Source organism: Paenibacillus sp. RRE4, assembly GCF_031844205.1.
In the GTDB taxonomy this organism is placed as follows: domain Bacteria; phylum Bacillota; class Bacilli; order Paenibacillales; family Paenibacillaceae; genus Paenibacillus; species Paenibacillus xylanexedens_B.
Map to the genome: position 1 here is coordinate 1 of NZ_JAUZUT010000004.1, position 22,835 is coordinate 22,835.

At 47.7% G+C, this 22,835-nt stretch carries 21 protein-coding genes and 2 tRNA genes; 18 read left to right on the forward strand and 5 right to left on the reverse strand.

Features of this window, described 5'->3' with window-relative positions:
* The first annotated feature begins 13 nt into the window (after window positions 1-13).
* The 3 genes from Q9R46_RS20045 (at window position 14) to Q9R46_RS20055 (ending at window position 755) form a co-directional block, all read left to right on the forward strand.
* Window positions 14-87 (forward strand) — tRNA-Pro (locus Q9R46_RS20045).
* Between the two features lie 12 nt (window positions 88-99).
* A tRNA-Gly gene (locus Q9R46_RS20050) sits at window positions 100-170 on the forward strand.
* A gap of 150 nt (window positions 171-320) precedes the next feature.
* Complete coding sequence (locus Q9R46_RS20055) at window positions 321-755, forward strand: hypothetical protein (RefSeq protein WP_311281492.1); 435 nt, start codon at window positions 321-323, stop codon at window positions 753-755.
* A 186-nt stretch (window positions 756-941) separates the two neighbouring features.
* Here Q9R46_RS20055 and Q9R46_RS20060 read toward each other — a convergent pair whose 3' ends face one another.
* The gene (locus tag Q9R46_RS20060; protein ID WP_311281493.1) at window positions 942-1,802 is read right to left on the reverse strand and encodes a hypothetical protein; all 861 of its coding nucleotides are present in this window, start codon (window positions 1,800-1,802) and stop codon (window positions 942-944) included.
* Window positions 1,803-1,940: 138 nt separating this feature from the next.
* Window positions 1,941-2,858 carry a LysR family transcriptional regulator gene (locus Q9R46_RS20065; protein ID WP_145334248.1) on the reverse strand — a complete coding sequence of 306 codons (918 nt, stop codon included), beginning with the start codon at window positions 2,856-2,858 and terminating at the stop codon, window positions 1,941-1,943.
* Between the two features lie 477 nt (window positions 2,859-3,335).
* On the opposite strand from Q9R46_RS20065, the gene Q9R46_RS20070 reads away from it, so the two are divergent.
* From Q9R46_RS20070 to Q9R46_RS20085, 4 genes are all read left to right on the forward strand, one after another.
* Entirely contained in the window at window positions 3,336-4,400 is a 1,065-nt protein-coding gene (locus Q9R46_RS20070; protein ID WP_311281494.1) for an ABC transporter ATP-binding protein, read from the forward strand.
* Between the two features lie 162 nt (window positions 4,401-4,562).
* Window positions 4,563-5,645 carry an ABC transporter substrate-binding protein gene (locus Q9R46_RS20075; protein WP_311281495.1) on the forward strand — a complete coding sequence of 361 codons (1,083 nt, stop codon included), beginning with the start codon at window positions 4,563-4,565 and terminating at the stop codon, window positions 5,643-5,645.
* Between the two features lie 163 nt (window positions 5,646-5,808).
* The gene (locus tag Q9R46_RS20080; protein ID WP_260989930.1) at window positions 5,809-7,407 is read left to right on the forward strand and encodes an ABC transporter permease; all 1,599 of its coding nucleotides are present in this window, start codon (window positions 5,809-5,811) and stop codon (window positions 7,405-7,407) included.
* Window positions 7,404-8,888: an MBL fold metallo-hydrolase gene (locus tag Q9R46_RS20085; RefSeq protein ID WP_311281496.1), complete on the forward strand. Its 1,485-nt coding sequence runs from the start codon at window positions 7,404-7,406 to the stop codon at window positions 8,886-8,888. Before Q9R46_RS20080 ends, Q9R46_RS20085 begins: the two co-directional genes overlap by 4 nt.
* 168 nt (window positions 8,889-9,056) lie before the next feature.
* On the opposite strand, the gene Q9R46_RS20090 is transcribed toward Q9R46_RS20085, so the two are convergent.
* The gene (locus Q9R46_RS20090) at window positions 9,057-9,722 is read right to left on the reverse strand and encodes a DUF4097 family beta strand repeat-containing protein (protein WP_311281497.1); all 666 of its coding nucleotides are present in this window, start codon (window positions 9,720-9,722) and stop codon (window positions 9,057-9,059) included.
* Window positions 9,723-9,906: 184 nt separating this feature from the next.
* On the opposite strand from Q9R46_RS20090, the gene Q9R46_RS20095 reads away from it, so the two are divergent.
* From Q9R46_RS20095 to Q9R46_RS20115, 5 genes are all read left to right on the forward strand, one after another.
* A complete protein-coding gene (locus Q9R46_RS20095; RefSeq protein WP_186809868.1) occupies window positions 9,907-10,065 on the forward strand; it encodes a hypothetical protein in 159 nt (52 codons plus the stop codon).
* A 36-nt stretch (window positions 10,066-10,101) separates the two neighbouring features.
* Window positions 10,102-10,860 carry a MerR family transcriptional regulator gene (locus Q9R46_RS20100; protein ID WP_311281498.1) on the forward strand — a complete coding sequence of 253 codons (759 nt, stop codon included), beginning with the start codon at window positions 10,102-10,104 and terminating at the stop codon, window positions 10,858-10,860.
* Window positions 10,857-11,519, forward strand: coding sequence for a GAP family protein (locus Q9R46_RS20105; protein WP_311281499.1), 663 nt, complete (start codon window positions 10,857-10,859; stop codon window positions 11,517-11,519). Before Q9R46_RS20100 ends, Q9R46_RS20105 begins: the two co-directional genes overlap by 4 nt.
* 193 nt (window positions 11,520-11,712) lie before the next feature.
* Window positions 11,713-12,957, forward strand: a complete 1,245-nt coding sequence (locus tag Q9R46_RS20110; protein ID WP_311281500.1) for an anhydro-N-acetylmuramic acid kinase — start codon at window positions 11,713-11,715, stop codon at window positions 12,955-12,957.
* Between the two features lie 110 nt (window positions 12,958-13,067).
* Window positions 13,068-13,907 carry a MurR/RpiR family transcriptional regulator gene (locus tag Q9R46_RS20115; RefSeq protein ID WP_145334296.1) on the forward strand — a complete coding sequence of 280 codons (840 nt, stop codon included), beginning with the start codon at window positions 13,068-13,070 and terminating at the stop codon, window positions 13,905-13,907.
* Window positions 13,908-14,230: 323 nt separating this feature from the next.
* Here Q9R46_RS20115 and murQ read toward each other — a convergent pair whose 3' ends face one another.
* On the reverse strand, window positions 14,231-15,136 hold the full coding sequence (gene murQ, locus Q9R46_RS20120; protein WP_311281501.1) for an N-acetylmuramic acid 6-phosphate etherase: 906 nt from the start codon (window positions 15,134-15,136) through the stop codon (window positions 14,231-14,233).
* Window positions 15,137-15,156: 20 nt separating this feature from the next.
* A complete protein-coding gene (locus Q9R46_RS20125) occupies window positions 15,157-16,128 on the reverse strand; it encodes an N-acetylglucosamine kinase (RefSeq protein ID WP_311281502.1) in 972 nt (323 codons plus the stop codon).
* A gap of 364 nt (window positions 16,129-16,492) precedes the next feature.
* On the opposite strand from Q9R46_RS20125, the gene Q9R46_RS20130 reads away from it, so the two are divergent.
* From Q9R46_RS20130 to Q9R46_RS20155, 6 genes are all read left to right on the forward strand, one after another.
* Entirely contained in the window at window positions 16,493-17,845 is a 1,353-nt protein-coding gene (locus Q9R46_RS20130; RefSeq protein ID WP_145334234.1) for an ABC transporter substrate-binding protein, read from the forward strand.
* Window positions 17,846-17,888: 43 nt separating this feature from the next.
* Entirely contained in the window at window positions 17,889-18,809 is a 921-nt protein-coding gene (locus Q9R46_RS20135) for a carbohydrate ABC transporter permease (RefSeq protein WP_145334232.1), read from the forward strand.
* 39 nt (window positions 18,810-18,848) lie between these two features.
* Window positions 18,849-19,682 carry a carbohydrate ABC transporter permease gene (locus Q9R46_RS20140; RefSeq protein ID WP_145334230.1) on the forward strand — a complete coding sequence of 278 codons (834 nt, stop codon included), beginning with the start codon at window positions 18,849-18,851 and terminating at the stop codon, window positions 19,680-19,682.
* 54 nt (window positions 19,683-19,736) lie between these two features.
* The gene (locus Q9R46_RS20145; RefSeq protein ID WP_145334228.1) at window positions 19,737-20,846 is read left to right on the forward strand and encodes an ABC transporter ATP-binding protein; all 1,110 of its coding nucleotides are present in this window, start codon (window positions 19,737-19,739) and stop codon (window positions 20,844-20,846) included.
* A 76-nt stretch (window positions 20,847-20,922) separates the two neighbouring features.
* Window positions 20,923-21,636 (forward strand): hypothetical protein, encoded by a 714-nt coding sequence (locus Q9R46_RS20150; RefSeq protein ID WP_311281503.1) that lies wholly within the window; start codon window positions 20,923-20,925, stop codon window positions 21,634-21,636.
* Window positions 21,633-22,805 (forward strand): exo-beta-N-acetylmuramidase NamZ family protein, encoded by a 1,173-nt coding sequence (locus Q9R46_RS20155; protein WP_311281504.1) that lies wholly within the window; start codon window positions 21,633-21,635, stop codon window positions 22,803-22,805. Before Q9R46_RS20150 ends, Q9R46_RS20155 begins: the two co-directional genes overlap by 4 nt.
* Window positions 22,806-22,835: the final 30 nt, after the last annotated feature.

Consider the following 22,835-nt stretch of genomic DNA (forward strand, 5'->3'; position numbering starts at 1 on the left):
ATTTCCTTTATATCGGGATGTAGCTCAGCTTGGTAGAGCACCTGGTTTGGGACCAGGGGGTCGCATGTTCAAATCGTGTCATCCCGATTTTTCGTTTATGCGGGTGTAGTTCAATGGTAGAACTTTAGCCTTCCAAGCTAATAGCGTGGGTTCGATTCCCATCACCCGCTTACGATTCAAAGAGTTCTTGCATAATGCAAGAACTCTTTTTTTATTATTAGTGAGTATTAATTGGCTTATACAGATCAAGTGAACCATATGATGAGGTTTTGTGGTAATCTATTCTTAATTAAAAGTAGAAAAATACAGGAGGGTGTTAAATGGGTCCTATTGTAATCCTTGTCTTTATAATGATCGCTATAATTATTTTTGGCATTGCACAAACGAGAAAGTCGAACAGATTAAAGAAAGAATTTGGTGCAGCCTTACATTCGGTTGGAATTCACCAATCAGGTCTACCTCAGGTGCCGGAGGGTAAGAAAGTCGATATACTGTTAGGTAACGGAAACTTGTACATTAAAGCAGATCAACAAGTATTCGAGCTTTCACTAAGTAAAGTGAGTGGCGTACATCACCCTAACCAACGAGAAGTGATGAAATTCCAAAGTTTTCTGATTATTGGTTATCATATGAACGGCAGACATCGAAAGATAAAATTATCTTTTTTTAAGTCGGCAATAGCTAAAACATTTTTATGGGAGATCGAGAGGCAGCTGTTCACTAATAACTCAAGTAATGGGGTCATTCGATTGTAATTCGTGATTGTTTAGTTTTAGTGGTGTTGAATATACATAGTTTAACTATATCCCCTGGAAAAAACATTAGTCTTGTAAAAAATAGTTTTTAAATTATCGGATAAAGATGATGAAAATTGAAAGCTCCTCCTGCGTCTATCTAAAGAAGCAGGAGGAGCTTTCGTGTCTACTGCATATCCTTTTCCATTAATACCGTTCCAGGATGGTCTGTGTTTTCAACCCATCGGCAGGGATCAGCCAGTTTTTGTTTTCAAGCAATTGTAGCAATTGGTTACGTAGACCGGATACGGCTACTGCGTCATCTGTTTTGAATGAAACTTCGACGATGTTTTCAGTACCCGTGCCTGCCGCGTTGCGGATTGGCCATACTTCCAGGGTAAGCTCCTGACCGTTCCATGTGCCTTCATACCGTTGGAAGATGATCGGGCCATAGGCACGGGCCTGGGTAAGTTGTTGTTTGCCCCAGTTGGAGGCAGACCAGTTTTTTAATTTACCGGGAAGCTTGTCCAGTAGCAGGTTCAAGGCATCCTTTTCGGAAGGCAACTGTGTGCCAGTTGTTTTGGTGTCTACTTTTTTCGTGTTGGAGAAGCTCAGTGTTTGTTTACCATATCCCCAGTCAATTTCAGCCTCGTAGTTATCGTCTGATGAATCGAAGCCTTCCTGATTTGCAAGTGTTAGTGCTGCATTGATATCCCCGTTCATGACAGGATAACGCTTCTTGTAGGTTAACTCGTAGTTGTTTTTATCATCCTTTTTGCGAAAACGGACGTTCCAACCTTGGGCATCCAATCCGAGAGCATGGGTGTCAAAGTACTCCACATTGATATTTCGTGGTGTAGCGTTCAGCCCGAGGGTCTGGATGACCTCACTGCGCGGTGTTCCATTGGCGTTTAATACAAGCTCAGGCTTGGCGAGGAACTTCACTTCATAAGCGGGAACGGCGTTGGCAGCGGCTGAAGCCGGCGGCGTATCCAGAAATGTTAGTCCACTTCCCAGGGTGACGATGCTCAGCATCAACGAGGCGGTTACTTTTTTCCACTTTTTCAAAACCAATCACTCTCCTAATCTGGATTAACGTACAGACCCCACTTTACCGCGCAAGTTTCTGAATACGATTAACGGGAAGCGCACATTACGTTAACCCTGCATAGATTTCATGATTGGCCAGCGATAGTTTATATAGGTTCAACCGATAGGCTGGTGCAGCAAAGGCTGTGTGTTCATGACTTCGTGCAGGACTTCGATGAACCGATGGACCTGAACAGAAGGGTGGCGATCCTTGTTATGAACGGTATAAATATGGCGTGGTGCCTGCTCTCCCGGAATGGGAAGCACCTGAATAAGACCCTGCTGCTCCTCCCACTGAACGGCCATTCGCGACATGAAGGAGATGTGACCGCCAAGTAACACAAGCTGTTTGATCGCTTCCAGGGAATCCATCTCTACGGTACTCCGCAGCCGGATATCATGTTGTACAAGCCATTGGTTGGTCAGCCTTCGCGTACTGGACTCATCCCCGTGCAATGCAAAAGGCACCTGTGCAATATCCTCGGGCAGCAATGATTCTTTCTGAGTCAGCCCATGTTGCGGAGAACAGATGAGCACAAGATCGTCCTCACACAACGTTTCAGCGTGTAATACTGACCCAACAAACGGTTCGGATGAGATGATTCCCAGATCAAGCTGATGTCGGATGACCATCTCGCGGATGACGGGGGCCGGTTTGACAGACAACAACATCCGAATACCCGGAAACTCTTGAGAAAACGTATGAAGCATCGCGGGTAGCAGATAGGTAGCCGGAACATAACTTGCTCCAATATGGAGCGTACCCCGATACAGGCTGTCGTATTCCTTGACGACGCGGCGGGCCTCCTGGGTCAGGGCATTGATTTTGACACTATAATGAAGCAAGGCTTGTCCAGCCTCGGTCAGAAATGTTTTTCCACTGCGGGATTCGAATAAACGAACCCCCATCTCTTCCTCCAGTGACTTCATATGAAACGTAACCGTTGGTTGCTTGATACCGAGAATCTCGGCCACACTTGTCATATGGTGATACTTGTCGATCAGTTCAACAATTTGTAATTTGATCAGGTTCAACCCGCTCCACACTCCTCAGTTCTGAAAAATCCCGGTTATGATGATTCGATGCTTTAATGAAATCTCATACCGTGTCTATCTATAGATTTAATCTATGAACATCAACAGAATTCATCTAAAAAGTTAATTCCCATTTTACAAACATAACAAACAACTCTCGAAAGCGAACGTTAGACTGAAAACAGTGCAAGAGAGGCAACAAGCAAGTAACACTTAAGCAATACATGAAAGCAACACAAGCGCACTACAAGAGAGCAGTACATCAAGTGTAGTACTAGAGCAGTGCAAAGGGGATAAGCTCAAGCAGAGCAACATAAACGAGATAAGCTAAGCCAGAGCAACAGAAGAAATCGAAATAACAGAGAAACATAATAACAGAGAAACATAATAACAGAGAAACATAATAACAGAGTAAAACAAGAGATTAGTCCAAGAGATGTGTAAAAATGTTAATAAAGAGGACAGGCAGGGGTGCTTATGAAACTGGAGTTAACAGGAATTCAAAAATCATTTCATCAAACGCCTGCACTTTTGCCCACGGATCTGACGCTTGAACACGGAAAATTCACCACTTTGCTTGGCCCTTCGGGCTGCGGCAAAACGACGTTGCTCCGCATGATTGCCGGGCTGGAACAGCCGGATGCGGGGGAGATTCGTGCAGATGGGGAGTACTTCTACTCTACAGCAAAGCGGATTGATACACCGACACACAAGCGTAATCTGGGCATGGTGTTTCAGGATTTTGCATTATGGCCGCATATGACGGTATATGAAAATGTAGCTTTTGGCTTGAAAGCAGGCAAACAGAAGTCTGATTTGCGGCAAAAGGTGAATGAAGCACTTGGCATGGTTCGACTGCAAGGCATGGAAGATCGGTATCCTCATCAGCTGTCGGGTGGACAACAGCAGCGGGTTGCTTTTGCCAGAGCCGTGGCGGTGAAGCCGGGTGTTATCTTGTTTGATGAGCCGCTGAGTGCACTGGATGCGGTACTGCGGGAAGAGATGCGGATTGAGATGATGTCACTAGTACGGGATATGGGACTCACTGCCCTGTATGTGACGCATGATCAGATTGAGGCCATGTCAATGTCGGATGAGATCGTGGTGATGCAGAAGGGGCGGATTTTGCAAAAAGGTACCCCGGAGACGATCTACTCTGCGCCAAGTGACTCTTATGTCGCATCGTTTATCGGAAAGTCCAATTGGCTTACGCCAAACGAATCCATGGTTCGTCCGGAACATGTCACCTGGAACAAAACAAGCCACGATGATCTGGGCTACACCGGAATTATTCTCAGCGTCAGCTATGTGGGAGAACGCTACGAGGTGCGTGTGCAGATGGAAGGACTGGGCGTGTGGACGGCATATGCGAATCACAGATTAAGCGTTGGAGAGAAAGTGCATCTCTATGTATCGCCGGAACGAATCTGCCGAATGCATGGTGCGCAAAGCCAGAAGGACAGTCCAAAGCCGGATATGAAGCATGATATGAGGCAGAACGCGAGTGCTAAACAGCGAGAAGTGATCGCTGTAGCTCGGTAGATAGCGACTTACAGTGAACTAAAACGACAAGCTTTTCAAAACGTAAAGCATAATGCAAAAAGACAATAACAGAAAAAAATAAAGAAGATATGATCGATGAATAAATGGAAGCAAATTCTTGCGGTATTACTCTAATTCGAATCCAAGGGAGCTGGAATGGACATGTTCGGTATGAAATCAAGTAAAAAGAGTGCAACACTTTTATTAACAGCAGTGATGAGTCTGAGTCTATTCGGATGTAGCACGGGAAATACAACAACTGGAAACGCATCGCAACCTGCAGGGGCAGGAAATACAGCGGCGGCAGCGGAAACGGAAACGCCAACTAAAGCAGCAGGCGGCAAACTGGTATTGTACAGTGCAGGGCCACAGAAGCTGGCAGACAATATCGTGAATGGATTTACAACAAAGACAGGCATTGAGGTAGAGATGTTCCAGGGAACGACGGGTAAGATTTTAGCTCGTATGGAAGCGGAAAAAGCCAATCCGGTAGCAGACGTCGTTATTCTGGCATCCTTGCCTTCGGCACAAGCTTTGAAAGCAGACGGACTAACATTGCCATATCCGGGAGCCGCTAATGCGGACAAGCTGAATAAGGAATGGTCGGATGCAGACGGAAATTATTTTAGCAGTAGTGCATCTGCACTGGGTATCGTGTATAACAGCAAACTGGTGGCAACGCCGCCTACAAGCTGGGCTGAACTCGCAACATCAGCATGGAAAGATAAAGTGAATATTCCTGATCCGACCTTATCCGGCTCCGCACTTGATTTCATTACGGGTTACCTGAGCGCCAATGGTGAAAAAGGATGGGATCTGCTGAACGCCTACAAAGCGAACGGTGTAGCGATGGCGGGAGCAAACCAGGAAGCCCTTGACCCTGTGGTTACGGGTGCGAAAAGCATTGTGGCAGCAGGTGTAGACTACATGGCTTATTCCGCCAAAGCCAAAGGGGAACCGCTGGATATCGTATACCCTGAAGAGGGTACAGTGATTAGCCCAAGACCGGCGGCCATTCTGAAATCCAGCCCTAACGTAGAGAACGCCAAAGCATTTATCGACTATCTGTTGTCGGATGAAGCACAGAAGCTGGTTACAGATGCATACCTGATTCCAGGACGTGAAGATATCGAAGCAACCAACCGTGCCAATGTGAAGGATATTCCACAACTGAAAGTGGATTGGAACTGGATGAGCGAGCATGGTGATGCGACCGCAGCACGTTTCTCCGAAACTTTTAAATAAGTGAACACAAATACAGAAACGGTAGGCAACAGGTGATGCCGCTGTCTTGATGTGGAAAGTATGTGAGGTGAGCGTAGTGAAACCTGTTGTAACAGATAATAACCGTATTTTTCGGAGAGTGGGCGTGGTGTTGGCCCTCTTTCTGCTGACAATTAGCATTGGAATGCCGCTATTACTCATCTTCTGGCAAAGTGTGTACCCGAACGGGCAATGGGATTGGATGGCGCCTCTGCGCACGATTACGGGGCATCATCTATCCGGCGTGTTGCTGAATTCCGTGTGGCTGGGCATCTGCGTGGTGGCGATGACAACGCTGCTGGCGCTACCGCTTGCTTGGATGATGTCCAAAACCCGGATGGGAGAGCACCGCTGGGTGGATGTCATCCTGATGATTCCGTTCATGACCCCGCCGTATATCGGCTCGATGGGATGGATTCTGTTTATGCAAAAAGGGGGATACCTCCAGCAATGGATACCCTCCTCTGCGAACTGGACGGAGCTTTTCTTTAGCTTCTGGGGTATGGTGATGATCATGAGTCTGCACTTGTTTCCTTTCCTCTACTTGCTGCTACGGGATGCATTAATCCGCATCGGCGGTAATTTGGAAGAAGCGGGAGCCGTGCACGGCGGGCGTGCCGGATACCGCTTCAGACGTATTATTTTACCCTTGTTGCTGTCATCTTACGGGATGGGGATTATGCTTGTTTTTGTTAAAACGATTGCGGAGTTCGGTACCCCGGCTACTTTCGGGCGCAAAATAGGTTACTATGTGATGACTTCCGAGATTCACAAATACATCTCCAGTTGGCCGATTGACTTCGGTAAGGCGACTTCACTTGCATCGGTGTTGCTGTCCGTTTGTCTGGTGATGTGGTATATGCAGTCAGCAATAAGCCGGAAGTTCACATATCGGCTGGTGGGCGGTAAAGGGCAACGGTCGAAACGGTATTCCCTGCGAGGCTGGGCGGGATGGTTATGCGGTGCATATCTTGCCATCTTGCTGATTCTATCCATCGGCATCCCGTATTTCTCGATCATAGCGGCATCCACGATGAAGCTACGGGGAGTTGGGCTTGCTCTGGACAATCTGACATTGGAGCACTACCGGGAATTGTTATCCTGGGGTTCAGTGAGCATGAAAGCCATCGGCAATAGTCTTGGATTATCTCTGGCGGCTTCTACGGTGGCAGTGATCATTGGTACGGGGTTTGCGCTGGCGATTGGCAAGTCATCCACGTTTATGCAGCGGGTTATCGACTTGTTCAGTCTGCTACCAAATACGGTGCCGGGTATTGTTATGGTGGTTGGTCTGATTCTGTTCTGGAACTCGCCGTGGATGCCCGTGACGCTGTACAACACGTATGGGATGGTGGTGCTTACCTATGTTGTGCTGTTCCTGCCATATACCGTGCAATATGTAAAATCAAGCTTCACCCAGATCGATGGCACGTTATTTCAGGCGGGTCAGGTGTTTGGCGGTAAGCCGCTGTACATTCTGCGGCGCATCCTTGTTCCGCTGATCCTGCCCGGTATGCTGGCGGGCTGGATGATGACTTTTACGATTGCGACCCGAGAATTGGTCGGCTCGCTTCTGATTCTTCCGCCGTCGATGCAGACGTCGGCGACGTATATTTTTGCCCAGTTTGAACAGGGTCAGGTGTCACTCGGGATGGCTATGGCTGTGGTAACCGTAGGTATGACGGTGCTGATGTTACTGGGGATTGAAATGCTGAATTCAAAGAGAAAGTGGAATGCTTCATGATCAAACTGAATGTATGGGGCGGTGCGGGCGAGCACGGACGTTCCGCCTATCTGCTTAGCGGGAGCCGTTACCGGCTGTTGCTGGACTGTGGTGTGAAAAAAGAAGGAAACGGCGAATATCCGCTCATCGAACCGGAGGTTGTGCCACAACTGGATGCGGTGTTATTATCCCATGCCCATGAGGATCACTCCGTTGCCATCCCGCTACTCTATAAGCTAGGCTATACGGGGGAAGTATGGACAACACGCGAGACAAAAGAGCAGTTAACAACTTATTTTCGATCATGGAGAAACAATATGGAACGTGCGGGTCAATCCTTGCCCTACGATGAAACAGATGAAAAACGGATTCGCTATCGATTTTTGGAAGATGAGGTTGAGCGTGAGTACTGGTATGAATTGTTACCGGGTGTATCGGTCATGTGGGGGCGCAGTGGACATTTGGCTGGATCAGTCTGGTTCGGATTGGAGATGGAAGACAAGCGAATACTATACTCTGGCGATTACACCTCGGAATCTATGCTGCTACAGGCAGATGATGTAGCTGACGGACTCAGGCAGGCTGATCTGAAGAGGCAGCGGCAGAGGCAGAGACTGAAAGAGGTCATGCCCGTTGCTTCTGTAGTAGGTGGAGCGCAACGTTTGTCTTGGTCCAGCAACTCATCCGTTACGAGTAGCAGTCAAGCCGTGGAGTATGCTCGTTTGGAAGTGCAAATGGAATCTGTCATCAGACTGGATTTGGCTATTATCGATGCAGCCTATGGAACAGATCGTGATACACAGGCAGACAAGTTGCAGCAGCTGGAAAGTGCCATCCAGAACGCTCTTCATCAGGGTGGTAAGGTGCTCTTGCCCATGCCTGCGGTTGGCCGGGGACAGGAACTGATTCTGTGGGCACAACAACGTTTTGCAGATGTACCTTTGATTGTGGAGCAGAGGCTTGTAGAAGGTATGAAGCAATTGCATCGCGCATCTTTTTGGCTTAGAGAGCTGGAAGGTGAAGTCACCGAAAGTGTGCCTGCTCATAGGATTGCAACATTTCTGAGCGGAGAAGGCTGGGAAAGAGTGAGTTCAACCGAAGAACGGACAAAGTTGCTTGAAAAATATGAAGCTTCGCTCTGGTTCATTCCGGATGGCATGATGCAGTCTTCACTCGCACGCTGGTATTACGGGATGTGGGCACCTGAAGTGCAAAATCTGATTTTGCTCACGGGTCATTCCGCTGTAGGTACATTTGCACATCAATTGCTCGAAAATCCGGAGCAATACGGCGTATGCCGGGTGGAAAGGGTCCGATACAAGGTTCATCAAGGATGGCATGATGTCGAGCGGATGTTGAACCGGGTCGCTGCACGGCACAACGTGCTGGTTCATACCGATACTGCAGAGACAGAGCGGCTGAGACAGGGATTGCTCGCTGGACAATTTCGATCTGGTACAGAGATTGATCTGTTATCTCCTGGGGATGAGTTAATCTTCTGAAAAATGGCTTAACGATCACCTTAGTTTTGATTTCGAAAAGGATACGGACAAAGAATAGCTTAAACAGCCAAAAAGGCACCTTGTGTGCCTTTTTTGTGATATGGCTAATCCATTCATTTTTCAATTTCCTAGAGATGTATCTGTCCTAAGGGGTATAGCCTGCTCTATTTATTGAACCTGAATATTACCTGATCGAGTTATCACGTGTACTTGATGTGTTCCCTGACCTGTAACCCCTTGTGATATATGTTTATTTTCGTTCATCTGCTGCCATTCAAGAGCAAAAGTACGCTTTCCGCTAAGGGACTCGAGTGTCCATCTTACATCAGGTACAGGCTCCGCGATCCTTAGCGATATCTTACCACTGGTGGAGGCAAGGCGAATATCTGAAACAATACGGTCAGCGGTCAGTTCAATGGAGCCACTAGTTCCATCCACTATGAGACTATTCTGAGGCCGAATGATGTTTACGGTTCCGGACGAACTGTTGATCTGTACGCTCCCCTCATAATGTAGAGGGATTTTGACGACGATGACGGGCTTGTTGGCCAAGTTAAAGATGCGAAACAGATGATTATTGGCTGCGATTCGAATGTGTTGTTGGCTTCGTTCTATTGTGAAAGCAGGTTTACGATCGGGAGCAGTGCTTGACACTTCCAACGAATCAAGGCCGGATACGGTTTCTATGGTTACGGGAGTACTACCGTTATTAATGGAAATGACTTTAGCTGTACCAAGCGGCATGGTCTTATTGTCTGTAAAAGGGGCATGAGGCGGATTGCAGGATACCAGAATGAGAAGCATACAAAGCCATACAGGCCAAACTTTTTTCATTAAATCACCTCATAATAAGAAATGGATTAGGAACAGGGTGTGTTCATCCATCTTACGAGATGACGTTACGTAAGGATCAAGTTTTTTTGCATAATGATTAGGAGTTGAAGCTGACGCTACGTCATTTTATATAATAGTTTCAAGTCAAAAAGGTCTTGTTTTGCAAATAGAAGGAGGTGTGAACATGAAAACTGGGGATGTCCTCATATACAGTTGTGTTATCATCGGGGCAGGCATCGGACTAACCATGGATTATGTATTTCCAGGTGTATTAATCGGGTTAGGTGCTGGTTATCTTCTGAAATATGCGTGGTCTGGAGAACAGAAAAACAAGGATACCTGAGCGAATTGTACAGGATGCCTGAGAGGTGAATGAACGTTGTATATTCATATTAATGAACTTGCACGTAAGACGGATATTACTGTAAGAACACTGCGGTATTATGATTCAATCGGTCTTCTAAAGCCATCCTCTAAGACAGATGGTGGTCACCGTTTGTATATAGAGAACGATCTAAAGAAGCTTCAGCAGATTCAGTTTCTCAAAGATTTGGGTTATGCGCTCAAAGATATTCAGGAGATGTTATCGGATGCGTCTTGGAATTGGGAGCATTCTTTGCATAATCAGCTGGATTACATTGTAGAAGAGCAACAACGGCTGAAATCGATGGAGGTATCGATCAGGGAGATGTTGCACAGCTTAGTGCTGGAGCAGGGAGATCAGCATGAAGCGATCGAAAAGCTGATCCAACTCTCCAAACCCAATGTAGCCAAGCGGCCTTCTTTAAGAGAGGGATTATTTAGTCATGATGAAATGAAGATGTGGCGGAAGTTACCACGGATGCGTGCAAACGATCCCCATTCGCTGGAGTGGATTGCACTGCTTGGGCAGCTTAAGAGTTATATGCATGAACCGCCTACACATGAGAAAGTACAGAACATTATCAGGCGAATGATGGAGAAGCAACGAGAGGACTTTGCAGGGCAGGATGATTTTTTAAACAAACTATGGGAGGCGAGGAAATCGCCTGAAGTTTCCGAAGAGCTTGGCTTATACCCCTTGGAGCCTGGACTTTTAGATTATATGGAGGCGGCCTATGACATTTTTATAACCAACGAAGGTGGAACAGCTGAATGAATGCTGAAATGTTGCTCTATGTTGGAGGTCTTGCAATTCTGGATATGTTAAGCCCAACACTTCTGGGGGTAACCATCTATCTGATGGCGTTGGGGCAAAGACAATTCGGTTCGCGGTTGACGGTGTATTTGCTGACTGTTGCGGTATTGTACTTTTTCCTTGGCTGTATACTCATGCTGGGGATGGAGTTTGTACAAAATTATTTGAGTTCCTTTTTCAATAACAAGATTGCAAGCTGGTCGATATTTATCATTGGTGCGTCATTGTTTGTGGTAAGCTTCTGGATTAAACCCAATTCTCGAAAAAATAATCGAATCCATTCTTTACGCTCTGCTGGTACTGTGGGAGTAGTCTTAATGGGGGTTACAACGTTTTTTCTGGAAGCAGGCACAGCCTTACCATATTTCGGTGCAGTAGGCCTCATGACAAGTAAGGGGCTTTCATGGTTGGAATGGTTGCCGCTACTGATCAGTTACAATATTTTGATGATTATGCCGCCTGTGCTGATCTATCTGCTGTACACTTGGATCGGGTCATTCATTCAATACCACGTGGAGAAGTTGCATCGTAAGCTGGTTGAACATTCGGGCTCTATGCTTTCGTGGGTTATGTGCATAGCTGGACTTATTCTTATTTTCAACGTACTCGATTATTTGTAGCGTTTCGTCTATGTAGTAGAACGAGCAGATATAAGAAATATGGAGCGCGAGATAAAAGAAGTACATGAAAGTGTAATTAAATTTCACAATATAATTGACTTGTGAAATTTTGTATCATATACTGATTGAAATATGGACAGGACGGGGCAGGTGGAGCATCCAGAGCATCCGGTCTAGGGAGGTTGGCATACGTATGGACACACGAGGAGATATCAGCAGTTACCCGATGTGGGCAAAGTATCGTTCTAAACGGGAGCACCTGGTGATTGGGTTGATGTCTGGCACGTCGCTGGATGGAACGGATGCAGCGCTGGTACATATTCAGACCGATGAGAGCGGAGCAATGCAACGGCTTGATCTGATTGATTTTATCTGTACGCCATATACGAATGAGCTCAGAGAGAGGTTGATTCGCTTATGTTCTCCCGAAACAGCGCGTGTCGATGAGCTGACAACAGCCCATTTCGGTGTATCCGAATGGTACGCACAGAGTGTACAGGAGCTACTGCAATCAGCTGGTTTCTCCAGCGGACAAGTCGATGTAATCAGCATGCATGGGCAGACAATCTGGCATGCCCCGGTGCCTTCTGCGTTTCCAAGCCCATTGGGTACCGGCAATATGAAAGTAAGCTCTACACTGCAAATCGGGGAGTGTGCTGTTGTGCGAGAGCGCACGGGGCTACCCGTTATTGGTAATCTGCGTGCACGTGATATGGCCGCAGGCGGTGAAGGTGCTCCGCTCACGCCCTATGCGGATGCATTAATGTTCCGTAGCGATACGGAAGGACGTCTGGTGCAGAACATTGGCGGGATCGGCAATGTGACTGTGCTTCCGTCAGGATCATCCGGGACGGAGGTTTCAGCTTTTGACACAGGACCGGGGAATATGGTGATAGATGCACTGGTTCGTCATGCTACCGAAGGGAAACAGCATTACGATCCCAATGGAAGTATAGCAGCGAAGGGAACCGTGCACCCCGAGCTGGCGGACTACTGCATGAATGATGAGTACTTCCGTCGCCAACCGCCCAAGAGTACCGGACGTGAAGTTTATGGTGCAGATTATGCCAAGCGACTTATGGAATTTGCGGCATTGCATGATCTGTCACTGGAAGATCTGTTAGCTTCCGTAACTTGGCTTACAGCAGAAACAATTGTACGGGCCGTTGAGGATTTTGTGTTACCCAAGACGTCAATCTCGGCGATGCTTACCTGCGGAGGGGGGACGTCCAATGACACATTAATGAAGATGATTCGGTTAAGACTTCCAGAATCTATCCGTCTGGAGCGTACAGCAGATTACGGCGTTCCGGATGATGCCAGGGAAGCGATGGGGTTTGCGCTACTTGGACATGAGGCTTTGATGGGTAGAACAAATACACTTCCTAATGTAACAGGTGCGGCACATGCTGTTATTTCGGGACATCTGACTCTGTAGTGGCCATTGAATTGCCAAGGTAAGCGGTATCTCCAATTAGACGTGGCAATAAATATAAGATAAAATGCTTGTACAGATAACAGTACGGAGAGGAGGAGCGGATGGAAGGTATGAAAGGTGGACTTGTACGTTTACGCGCGTTACTGGATGATCTGACTCCGTCAGAACGAAAGATCGGAGCTTACATTCTGGAACACCCCCAAGAGACAGTGCAGTCGTCCGTTGCGCAACTGTCTGAACGAAGCGGAGGCAGTCCGGCCGCCATTATCCGGTTGTGCAAATCCCTGGGTGTAACCGGTTTTCAGGAGCTGAAGCTCAAGATAGCGGGCGATTTACAGACCAATGAGCAATATCAATATACGGAGATTCGTCCTAAAGACTCAGTGGAGAGTATTATTCAGCATGTGTCTACAAACAACATTCAATCGATCAAGGACACGGTTCATATTTTGGAACCAAGGCTTGTAGATCAGGCGGTTAACATGCTGAATGAAGCCAATCGCATTTTTTTCTACGGCGTGGGGGCGTCTAATTTGATCGCACTGGATGCACATTACAAGTTCATGCGGATTAACCGAACCAGCTTTTCGTTCGCCGATCCACATATGCAGATTTCATCTGCAACGACGTTGCGTGAGGACGATGTTGTGGTCTGTATCTCTTATTCAGGCGAGACCTCCAATGTGATTTCCTGTCTGAAGCATGCCCGTGAAGGTGGTGCAGGAACGATCAGTATTACCAAGTGGGGCAGTAACACGCTGAGCAGTCTTGCGGATGTTCCTCTTATGATTACGTCGATGGAGAGCGATATTCGCAGTGGAGCTACCTCTTCACGCATTGCACAGCTTAACGTTATTGATATTCTTTATTTGGCTATTGCCAGCCGGGATTATAATCAATCGGTGCAGTATCTGGAGAAGAGCAGACAAGCGATTCAGGAGCATAAATGAGCAACGATATTATGATGTGTTTAAAAAATAAAAACGTGGAGAATCCCGTACAGTCATATGTACCAGGGATTTTTTTGATGAGGGAATACAATTGTACGTCAGGAAAAATAGAAAAAGAGAAGCCAACCGGGCAGGCAAGGCTTCTCTCATATAAATAACCATCTCTCAGCACCGGGAAAGCTCGCCTATACGTACCAAATGACTTGCTGGCTTTGCTTATTTATCCCAACTTTTTTAATACAAACAAGCTGCCGCATACTCTCCAATGATCCTTAAACAGGTAGGTGATAGATGTTACAGCAGCTAACCAGGTAGCGTCCCGATCAGCCTGATCCGGAAATAGCATGACGTACAAAACCATCTGCATTCTCTAGCCGACGCCCGGCTTCGGCTGCATCTACATCAGCCATCAGCATCACGATCGCTGTTTTGACATGCCCATTCGCTGAGGTAAAGGCTTGCTCAATTTCGTTTTCCTGCGCTCCAGTCGCAAGCTGTATCATGCGTTTTGCTCGATGTACAAGCTTTTCATTGGACGGATTCAGATCCACCATGAAATTACGATACACCTTACCTAAACGGATCATCGCCGTTGTCGTCAGCATGTTCAGAATCATTTTCTGGGCGGTGCCGGCTTTCATGCGAGTCGAACCCATCACGACCTCCGGCCCCATAACTGCTTCAATGCTCACATCCGATAGTGCGCTCATGGGTGTATCTGCATTATTGCTCAAACCGATGACTACAGCACCGAGCTGTCTGGCATAATTCATGGCTCCAAGCACATAAGGGGTGCGTCCACTTGCTGCAATCCCAACGACAACATCGTTAGCGCGTAGTCCGTGCTGCTTCAAATCCGTTCCCCCGGCTTCCTCGCTATCTTCTGCGCCTTCTACCGGGTCTTTGACTGCCCGAAACCCACCTGCAATAATACCCTGCACCATGGAAGGGGGAGTACCGTACGTAGGGGGGCATTCCGATGCATCTAGAATACCCAGCCTGCCGCTTGTACCTGCACCTACATAAAACAGTCTTCCTCCCGATTGAAAGCTGGTTACGATGTGTTCTGCGGCTTGAGCAATGACTGGAATTAGTGGCTGAATAAGCTCAGCTATGCGGCGATCTTCCCGATTGATGAGTTCCATAATTTCGGCTGAAGGCAGTTGATCCATATCATCTGTCAGTGGGTTAGGCTGTTCCGTTACTAATGAGTTAAGGGTATGATTCATCCGTAAGCCCTCCTTTTTGTTTAGAATGATTTATTCGAGTGGCATTGTAGTCTTGCTAACTGTGCCGCACCCACGGCCGGTGCAGGAGTATTTTCCAAGCAGACAACCTGCTGTTGATCGTACACTCCGGTAAGGTAGTGAAGGAATGTATTTCGAAACAGGGAAGAGTAGCGAAATATGGAACCGGAAAGCGCCATAGGAGCCGTGGCAAAAGAAACATGTTGGCGTATGAGCGCTTTAGCGGTATCGGCCAGTTGCTTGGCCTCATCCATGAGAAGCAAACGTGCTACCTCATCCCCTCCAGCGGCGGCTTCTATTGTCAGGCGAGCCATGGAAGCCATACTTGATTTGTTCCAGTCAGCTTGGTATACCACGTATTTTAATTCCGATGGATGCTTGACTTGCAACTCCTGCAATACGAGTGATGTCAAAGTAGTCGTAGGTAAAACGCCATCATGGCTCTTCATCACGCTTTGCAGTGTACGCTGTCCAATTCGATAACCGCTCCCCTCATCTCCAAGTAAATGTCCCCACCCGCCTGCCCGGTTCACTTCACCTTCCGGCGTGATTCCATAGATGATTGAGCCGGTTCCTGAAATGGCAAGCAAACCGTGCGGTTGCCCAAGCGAGGCCATTAGCGCGATTTCTCCCTCCGTGACAACATGGATCATACAGTTCACATGGATGGAATCAGCCGTGTTTTTCTTGCTTTTCATATAGTCATCAACGTGAGCAATGATCCATTGTCGCTCCTGATCTTCAGCTATACCTGACATACCGAGACATATACCCTCACAATTAGACAAAAAATCTACATTGGATGAAAATAGAATATCTAAGAGATGTAATAACTCCTTTACAGCTTCGTGAGGAGGCACACTATGTGGATTCGTTGCACCGCCGCGAGCTGTTGCCAGAATGTCACCAGATTCAGAAATGATTGCTGCATCAGTTTTGGTACCGCCTCCATCAATTCCTACGTATACTCGCAAGCGTGCTCACCTCGTTAGGGCTTATTTTCTTTTTTTCATAGTATAGAGGCTTGAAACGAAAAAGTAAAATTAAATTTTATAAATAAATTTATTGTTGAATTTTTATTTTACACCTCATATAATGAATTCAATCCACAATTTTGGAAGGAATCGATACGATTGATGTTACATTACTTAACGTTGAAGTTTCATTAGTAAAACTAGACCTTGCCGAATAGGTCGAGCTTCAAGGAGGTGTAGATCTCGGCTCTGTGCCAAGCTGTGAGCAGAGGGTAACGAAGGGAAAAGTAGCATAAGGGACCAGCAAGAGACTTTCATAATGGGCTTAGGACAAGAAGACGACATGCAAAAGGAGATGAAGGGTATGAAAAGGAAGGGTCTTGTTTTGGCAATGGTGTTATTGATGGTCTGGATCACAGCCTGTGGCAACAGTGGTGGAGCAAATTCGAATGATCCGGGTGCGAATGATACGGTGACAGTATGGACATACCCGGTTCATGGCACATACGAGGATGAATTGAAGGACTTAATTGCTGATTTTAATAAGGAACACCCGAATATTACGGTGAAAACGGAAATGCTCTCCTGGGCCGAGGGCCCCAAAAAGTTCGATGTTGCTTTGAACGCAGGTAATCCACCGGATCTGTACTTCCATAGTGTGGACGGTACTTATGTGAATACCGGACTGGCACTGGAACTGGACAGTTATCTGACCCCTGAGATCAAAGATGATTATCTGCCGGGTACTTTGGAACTGGGGCAGATTCAAGGGAAACAATACGGTCTGCCTCTCTATCAGTTCCAGTGGGCCTGGGGCGGTAACAAACGTATTCTCGATGAAGCGGGCATTGATTGGAAGACCATCCAGAAGAATGGCTGGACCTGGTCCGAGTTTAACGAAGCCGCTGCCAAGTTGACGAAAACGCTGGATGACGGAAGTAAACAATATGCCTTGGTGACAGATGGTACTTCGCTTGATTTTATCGAAATGCTGTCCCGTAACAACGGCATGATTGATGTGCTGGACGAAACCGGAAAGTTCCAGTGGAACGATGGACGCATTCTGGACACGCTCTCTTTTATCAAAAATTTGATGGATCAGGGATATATGCCGAAGGAAACGGCAGCACTTGCTCCGGCGAAGCGGACAGACATGTTCTATGCCGGTGAAACGGCAATCATCTCGAAGGCGATTCCTTATTACGATGTCATGATTCAGAACCGCAACAAAGATATTGACGACGGCAAGGTGCAGGGGGAAAAGATTGATTTTGTATTGCTGCCCGTACCGCACAATGATAATCAGCCTGCAGCAACAACGATGGGCGGCGAGGGTTATGTAGCCTTCAAACAGAAGAAAGACAAGGGCGAGCAGCATGCCAAAAATACCTTCCTCGTGATGGAGGCGTTGAGCGGTGCCAAAGCGGGGAACTCGGCCAATGAGCTGGCTCTTCCTTTTGTCAGACAATCGCAAGCTGACTTATTCAAAGGCAAGGAGCTGGGACAGCAGGTGAATCTGGATGCAGCCAAAGAAATGGCCAAACATATCGCGATGCCGGTCGTGCTCAAGCTGGACATTGACAAAGCCTCACAGCAGAAGCAGTTCAAGGAACAGGTTGTGAAACCAAACATTCAGGCGCTGTTCTCGGGTGAGAAAACCCCGGAGCAGATTGCGGAAGATTTCAAAGGCAAAGGCCAGCAGATGTTCGGGCAATAAATAACTTCGCAGTGATACTTTGATTCGGAGAGGAGGATTCGCCATGCAGACCGCCCTTGCGCCGGAGCCTGCACCCCGGCATTCCCGGGTTGTCCGGTTCTGGCGAGATTACGGGTGGGCGTATTTGTTTATTTTGGCGCCTGTCCTGCTGTTTCTCGTTTTTACACTGTACCCCGTATTAACAGCTCTTGTTATGAGCTTTCAGAAATACAACATCATGAACTCCACGTGGGTGGGACTGGACAATTACGAACGTCTGGTGAAGGACGAAACCTTCTGGAAGTCGATTAAAAATACCGTCATTTTTACACTTGGAACAGTACCGGTCAACATCCTGATTACATTTGTGCTCTCGTATTTTATCTTCCAGATGAAAAGCAAATGGCAGACATTCTTTAAGGCCACGCTTTATCTGCCTGCTGTAGCATCGGGAGTGACGATCTCGATCGTGTGGCTCGCCATTTTTGACCCGACGGATTCGGGACTACTCAATCGCTTCCTGGGCTTTTTCGGCCTTGACCCGGTCATCTGGCTTGGTCAGTCAGGGACAGCCCTCTTTTCTCTAATCTTGATGAATTGGCTTGGTTCCCACGGTGCAGGCATCATTCTGTATCTTGCAGCTATGGGAGGCATTCCGAAATCGCTGTATGAGGCTGCCGATATCGATCATGCGAGCGGATGGACACAATTCAGCAAGATTACATGGCCCCTTTTGAAGCCAACGACGCTCTACTTGCTTGTAACTGGCGTCATTACGTCCTTTCAAGTGTTTATTTCTGTATACCTGATGACCCAAGGCGGGCCAAACTTTGCGACGACTACGATTGCTTATTTAATTTATGAGACTGCCTTTAAGTTCTACGAGTTTGGATTAGCCTCGGCACAATCCTTTGTACTGGCAGTCATCATTATTGTCATATCCGTGATTCAATTCAAATATTTCTCCAGTGATATCGAGTATTAATTAGGGTTTTCATTAGGCATCCGGGGGGTGAATACACGTATGAATTCAACACGAAAAAAGATGTTGCTTGTTATAGCGTCTGTTTTGCTCGCTGGCTGGGCACTAATTACGATTATTCCGATGTACTGGATGCTCGTCGGATCGGTGCAGGACACAACAATGTCAGCTTCGTTTAAGCCACAGATGATACCCGAGCAGCTGTCCATGTCGCCGTATGAACGTTTTTTTGCCAAAACGGATGCATGGCGCTGGCTCTATAATTCGTTACTGATCTCCGTTATATTGACAGTCACCAATGTGTTTTTTGCTTCGCTGGCAGGATATGCGTTTGCTAAATTAAAATTCCCGGGCAGTCAGGCCGTGTTCTGGGTGTTGCTTGGAACGATGATGATTCCCGCACAGGTGACGCTGATTCCGCTTTACATTTTGATGGTCAACGTGTTTGATCTGGGGGATACGTACACAGCGATCATCCTTCCCGCAGCAGTCAGTGTGGGCAATATCTTTCTTATGAAACAATTTATGTCCACCCTGCCGACCTCACTCATTCACGCCGCTCGAATTGATGCGTGCAGTGAGTTCGGTATCTTCTGGAAGGTCATTCTACCTATGGCAAAGCCAGGCATAGCAGTGCTGGCGATTTTTACTTTTGTTGCCTCGTGGAATGAATTTTTCTGGCCTTTCCTGATCACCAATTCGAATGAGATGCGCACGGTGCAGGTCGGACTCGCATCCTTTGTTTTTGCTGAATCCACCGACTTCGGTGCCATGATGGCTGGAGCCACGATTGGTGCATTGCCGATGATCATTCTGTTCTTCTCATTGCAACGTTACTTCTTGCAGGGCATCACGATTGGAGCCGTGAAGGGATAATCATTGCAACATTTGCAAGTACATCAGGTGACAATGTAAAAGGGGGATTAACCTATGGCACGCGTGGAGTTTCGCCAAGTGCGCAAAGAGTTCAAAGACGACCATAAAGGAACGTTCACGGCAGTCGCCGGTTCGGACTTTGTAATAGAAGATAAGGAATTTGTTGTGTTTGTTGGACCTTCAGGATGCGGTAAAACAACCTCACTGCGAATGATCGCAGGGCTTGAGAAACAGACCAGTGGGGACATCGTGATCGGGAATCGGATTGTGAATGATTTGCACCCCAAGGATCGGGATATCGCCATGGTCTTTCAGGATTATGCCTTGTATCCACATATGACCATTCGGGAGAATCTGTCCTTTGGTCTGAAAAATCTGAAGAAACCCAAAGCCTATATCGATGAGCAAGTACAGAATGCTGCTTCGATCCTAGGCCTGGAGGCTATGCTGGAGCGCAAGCCGCGCGAATTGTCAGGAGGACAGCGCCAGCGTGTCGCTGTGGGACGGGCGATTGTGCGTGATCCGCAGGTCTTTCTATTCGATGAGCCGCTCTCCAATCTGGATGCCAAGCTACGTGTTCAGATGCGTGTAGAGCTTGGTGAATTGCATAAAAGATTGGGCGCGACGATTGTTTATGTTACACATGACCAGGTCGAGGCTATGACGCTTGGGGAGCGCATTGTAGTGATGAATCATGGGGACATTCAACAGGTTGCATCACCGAAGGATCTTTATGCCAGCCCGCGCAATATGTTTGTGGCAGGTTTCATCGGCTCGCCAGCCATGAACTTCATCGATGCCCATATCGAAGGTACGCAAGTGAAGGTGGAGGGCACATCCTTCACGTTATCAGCTGATGTGCTAGAGCGATTAAGCAACTATCAGGGAAAACGAGTCATCCTTGGACTGCGTCCAGAGCATATTTTTGGTGACGACGTGGCACCCAATATTCCGCAAGATCACATGCTTCAAGCACGTGTTCAGGTGGTGGAGCATCTGGGGTCGGAAAATTTGATCTATTTCCGTCTCGGAAGCCGGACGGTGACAGCCAAGGTTCATCCTGAGACCCATGCATATGTAGGTATGGATAAGACCTTTGTGCTGGATATGCGCAAAGCGCATTTTTTTGACCCGGAGACGGAGATGGCGATTGGACGGGAATAGAAGCTCCGGCATGATGGAGCGCATCCAAGCTTTTAACGAATAACGGCTTTCACAAAATACAGGGAGGGGAGCTTTTATGCGTAAACTGAGTGAAGTGGTGGTCAAGTCAGGGGTAGAGATCTACCGGGATATTATTCCGGTGGCGCTGTTCAGTGCGGGCAGCTCCGTGCTGCTCATTCCGATTCTCATGTTTGCGCCGATACCTGTGGCCGTGCTGCTACTTGCCATCATCTATATGCCGCTCTTGTTCGGTGTCTGTTACGCAGTGCATCATCGGCTGGAGCGGAAAGAGCGCCGAAACGGGCTACGTGATATATGGGAAGGTACAGTGAGGGGGTTGCTTCCAGGCGGTGTGACGGGGCTACTGTTTGCACTGCTCGGTTTCATCCTCTGGTCAACCTGGTGGTATTACGGTGGGAAAGGCAACATGACGGGCATGGCAGTAGGCATGTTTCAGACGTTTTTTGTTATCTTGGCATTCATTTCACAGTTCTACACCTGGCAGCTTATGTTGCAAAAAGGAATGGGTATCCTTCAGGCGATGGGAGAGAGTGTGAAGTTGTTCTTCCGTTATCCGGGGTATACGATTGCGGCCTGCTTCCAAGTGGTGTGCCTTAGCGCGTTGCTTATGCTGACGGTTGTGGGATTCGGAGCGTTGTTTGCAGGTATGTTTGCCATCTATCAGCATAAGGCCACAAGTAATCTGATAGAACCTGAAGAAGAGCCTGCATTGTCTCGTGGTAATGATCATCAGCAAGCCGGTTGGGTAAGTGAAGGTCATGTCTCATGAGGGTGAAAACAGGAGCGGATGTGCTGGCTGAGGGAGCTGCACATCCCTGGCTAACTGGTGGTGCACGAATCGGTTTGGTGACGAATCCGACGGGCATCACAGCAGATTTTGTCTCCACGGTGGATGTATGTGCAGGCTTGGTGGATGCCAAGTTGACGGCTTTGTTTGCATGTGAGCACGGGCTAGCTGGAGAGCTACAGGCGGGAATTCCTTTTCCAGACTCGGAACACCCCCGTTATGGCATCCCGGTATACAGCCTGTATGGTGTACATAAAAAGCCGCAGCTTTACATGCTGGCCGATGTGGATACGGTTCTTTTGGATATTCAGGATGTGGGTGTGAGGTATTATACGTATGCTTCGACGTTAATTCAGATGATGGAGGCGTGTGGCGAAGCGGGAAAACGTCTACTGGTGCTTGATCGCCCCAATCCGCTTGGCGGTGTGGAGGTGGAGGGCGGTTTACTCAAGGCCGGGTTTGAATCTTTTGTAGGAGCCTGGGCTACATCCATTCGTACCGGGATGACGATGGGGGAACTGGCTTTGCTCGTCAACGCCGAGCATCATGTGCCCTGTGAGTTAGAAGTTATGGCGATGGAGGGCTGGCGACGAAGCATGACCTTTACTGAGACGGGGCTGCCTTGGATGATGCCTTCGCCTAATATGCCAACGGTAGATACCGTGCGTTCTTATGCGGGAACGTGTCTATTGGAAGGTACGAATGTATCGGAAGGTCGAGGCACGACGAGGCCATTTGAATGGCTGGGTGCCCCGTGGATTGATGGCCAACAGCTAGCGGATGCGATGCGGTCTCATGGATTGGGCGGGGTGCATTTCCACCCGGTGTATATGACACCGGCCTTTTCCAAACATGCAGGAGAACAATGTGGGGGTGTAAGACTTTTTGTCACAGAAGAAAAGGAATTCCGTTCCGTTGAAACAGGTTTGTGGCTTTTGCATGAGATAGCCGTTCGATACCCTGAACAGTTTGAGTGGCTTGAACCTCCACGTAAGGGCTCCCGATATTTTATCGATTTACTTACTGGAGGGAGAGAGGTTCGCGAGATCATTGGAGACGATAGTGGTTTATTTCGTTTAATGGATGCTTGGCGTGAGCAGGAGAAGATGTGGCGGGAACGCCGCAGACCCTATTTGCTATACGATGAATGACGGGCTTGATGAGCAGGCAGGGATGGATGA

Bases quoted from the DNA above. Each gene is read 5' to 3' on its own strand.
- Q9R46_RS20130 (WP_145334234.1), top strand. From the start codon at position 16,493: ATGAAAAGGAAGGGTCTTGTTTTGGCAATGGTGTTATTGATGGTCTGG.
- Q9R46_RS20090 (WP_311281497.1), bottom strand. From the start codon at position 9,722: ATGAAAAAAGTTTGGCCTGTATGGCTTTGTATGCTTCTCATTCTGGTA.
- Q9R46_RS20095 (WP_186809868.1), top strand. From the start codon at position 9,907: ATGAAAACTGGGGATGTCCTCATATACAGTTGTGTTATCATCGGGGCA.
- Q9R46_RS20085 (WP_311281496.1), top strand. From the start codon at position 7,404: ATGATCAAACTGAATGTATGGGGCGGTGCGGGCGAGCACGGACGTTCC.
- murQ (WP_311281501.1), bottom strand. From the start codon at position 15,136: ATGAATCATACCCTTAACTCATTAGTAACGGAACAGCCTAACCCACTG.
- Q9R46_RS20075 (WP_311281495.1), top strand. From the start codon at position 4,563: ATGTTCGGTATGAAATCAAGTAAAAAGAGTGCAACACTTTTATTAACA.
- Q9R46_RS20140 (WP_145334230.1), top strand. From the start codon at position 18,849: ATGAATTCAACACGAAAAAAGATGTTGCTTGTTATAGCGTCTGTTTTG.
- Q9R46_RS20150 (WP_311281503.1), top strand. From the start codon at position 20,923: ATGCGTAAACTGAGTGAAGTGGTGGTCAAGTCAGGGGTAGAGATCTAC.
- Q9R46_RS20115 (WP_145334296.1), top strand. From the start codon at position 13,068: ATGAAAGGTGGACTTGTACGTTTACGCGCGTTACTGGATGATCTGACT.
- Q9R46_RS20135 (WP_145334232.1), top strand. From the start codon at position 17,889: ATGCAGACCGCCCTTGCGCCGGAGCCTGCACCCCGGCATTCCCGGGTT.
- Q9R46_RS20105 (WP_311281499.1), top strand. From the start codon at position 10,857: ATGAATGCTGAAATGTTGCTCTATGTTGGAGGTCTTGCAATTCTGGAT.
- Q9R46_RS20070 (WP_311281494.1), top strand. From the start codon at position 3,336: ATGAAACTGGAGTTAACAGGAATTCAAAAATCATTTCATCAAACGCCT.
- Q9R46_RS20110 (WP_311281500.1), top strand. From the start codon at position 11,713: ATGGACACACGAGGAGATATCAGCAGTTACCCGATGTGGGCAAAGTAT.
- Q9R46_RS20055 (WP_311281492.1), top strand. From the start codon at position 321: ATGGGTCCTATTGTAATCCTTGTCTTTATAATGATCGCTATAATTATT.
- Q9R46_RS20080 (WP_260989930.1), top strand. From the start codon at position 5,809: ATGCCGCTATTACTCATCTTCTGGCAAAGTGTGTACCCGAACGGGCAA.
- Q9R46_RS20155 (WP_311281504.1), top strand. From the start codon at position 21,633: ATGAGGGTGAAAACAGGAGCGGATGTGCTGGCTGAGGGAGCTGCACAT.
- Q9R46_RS20145 (WP_145334228.1), top strand. From the start codon at position 19,737: ATGGCACGCGTGGAGTTTCGCCAAGTGCGCAAAGAGTTCAAAGACGAC.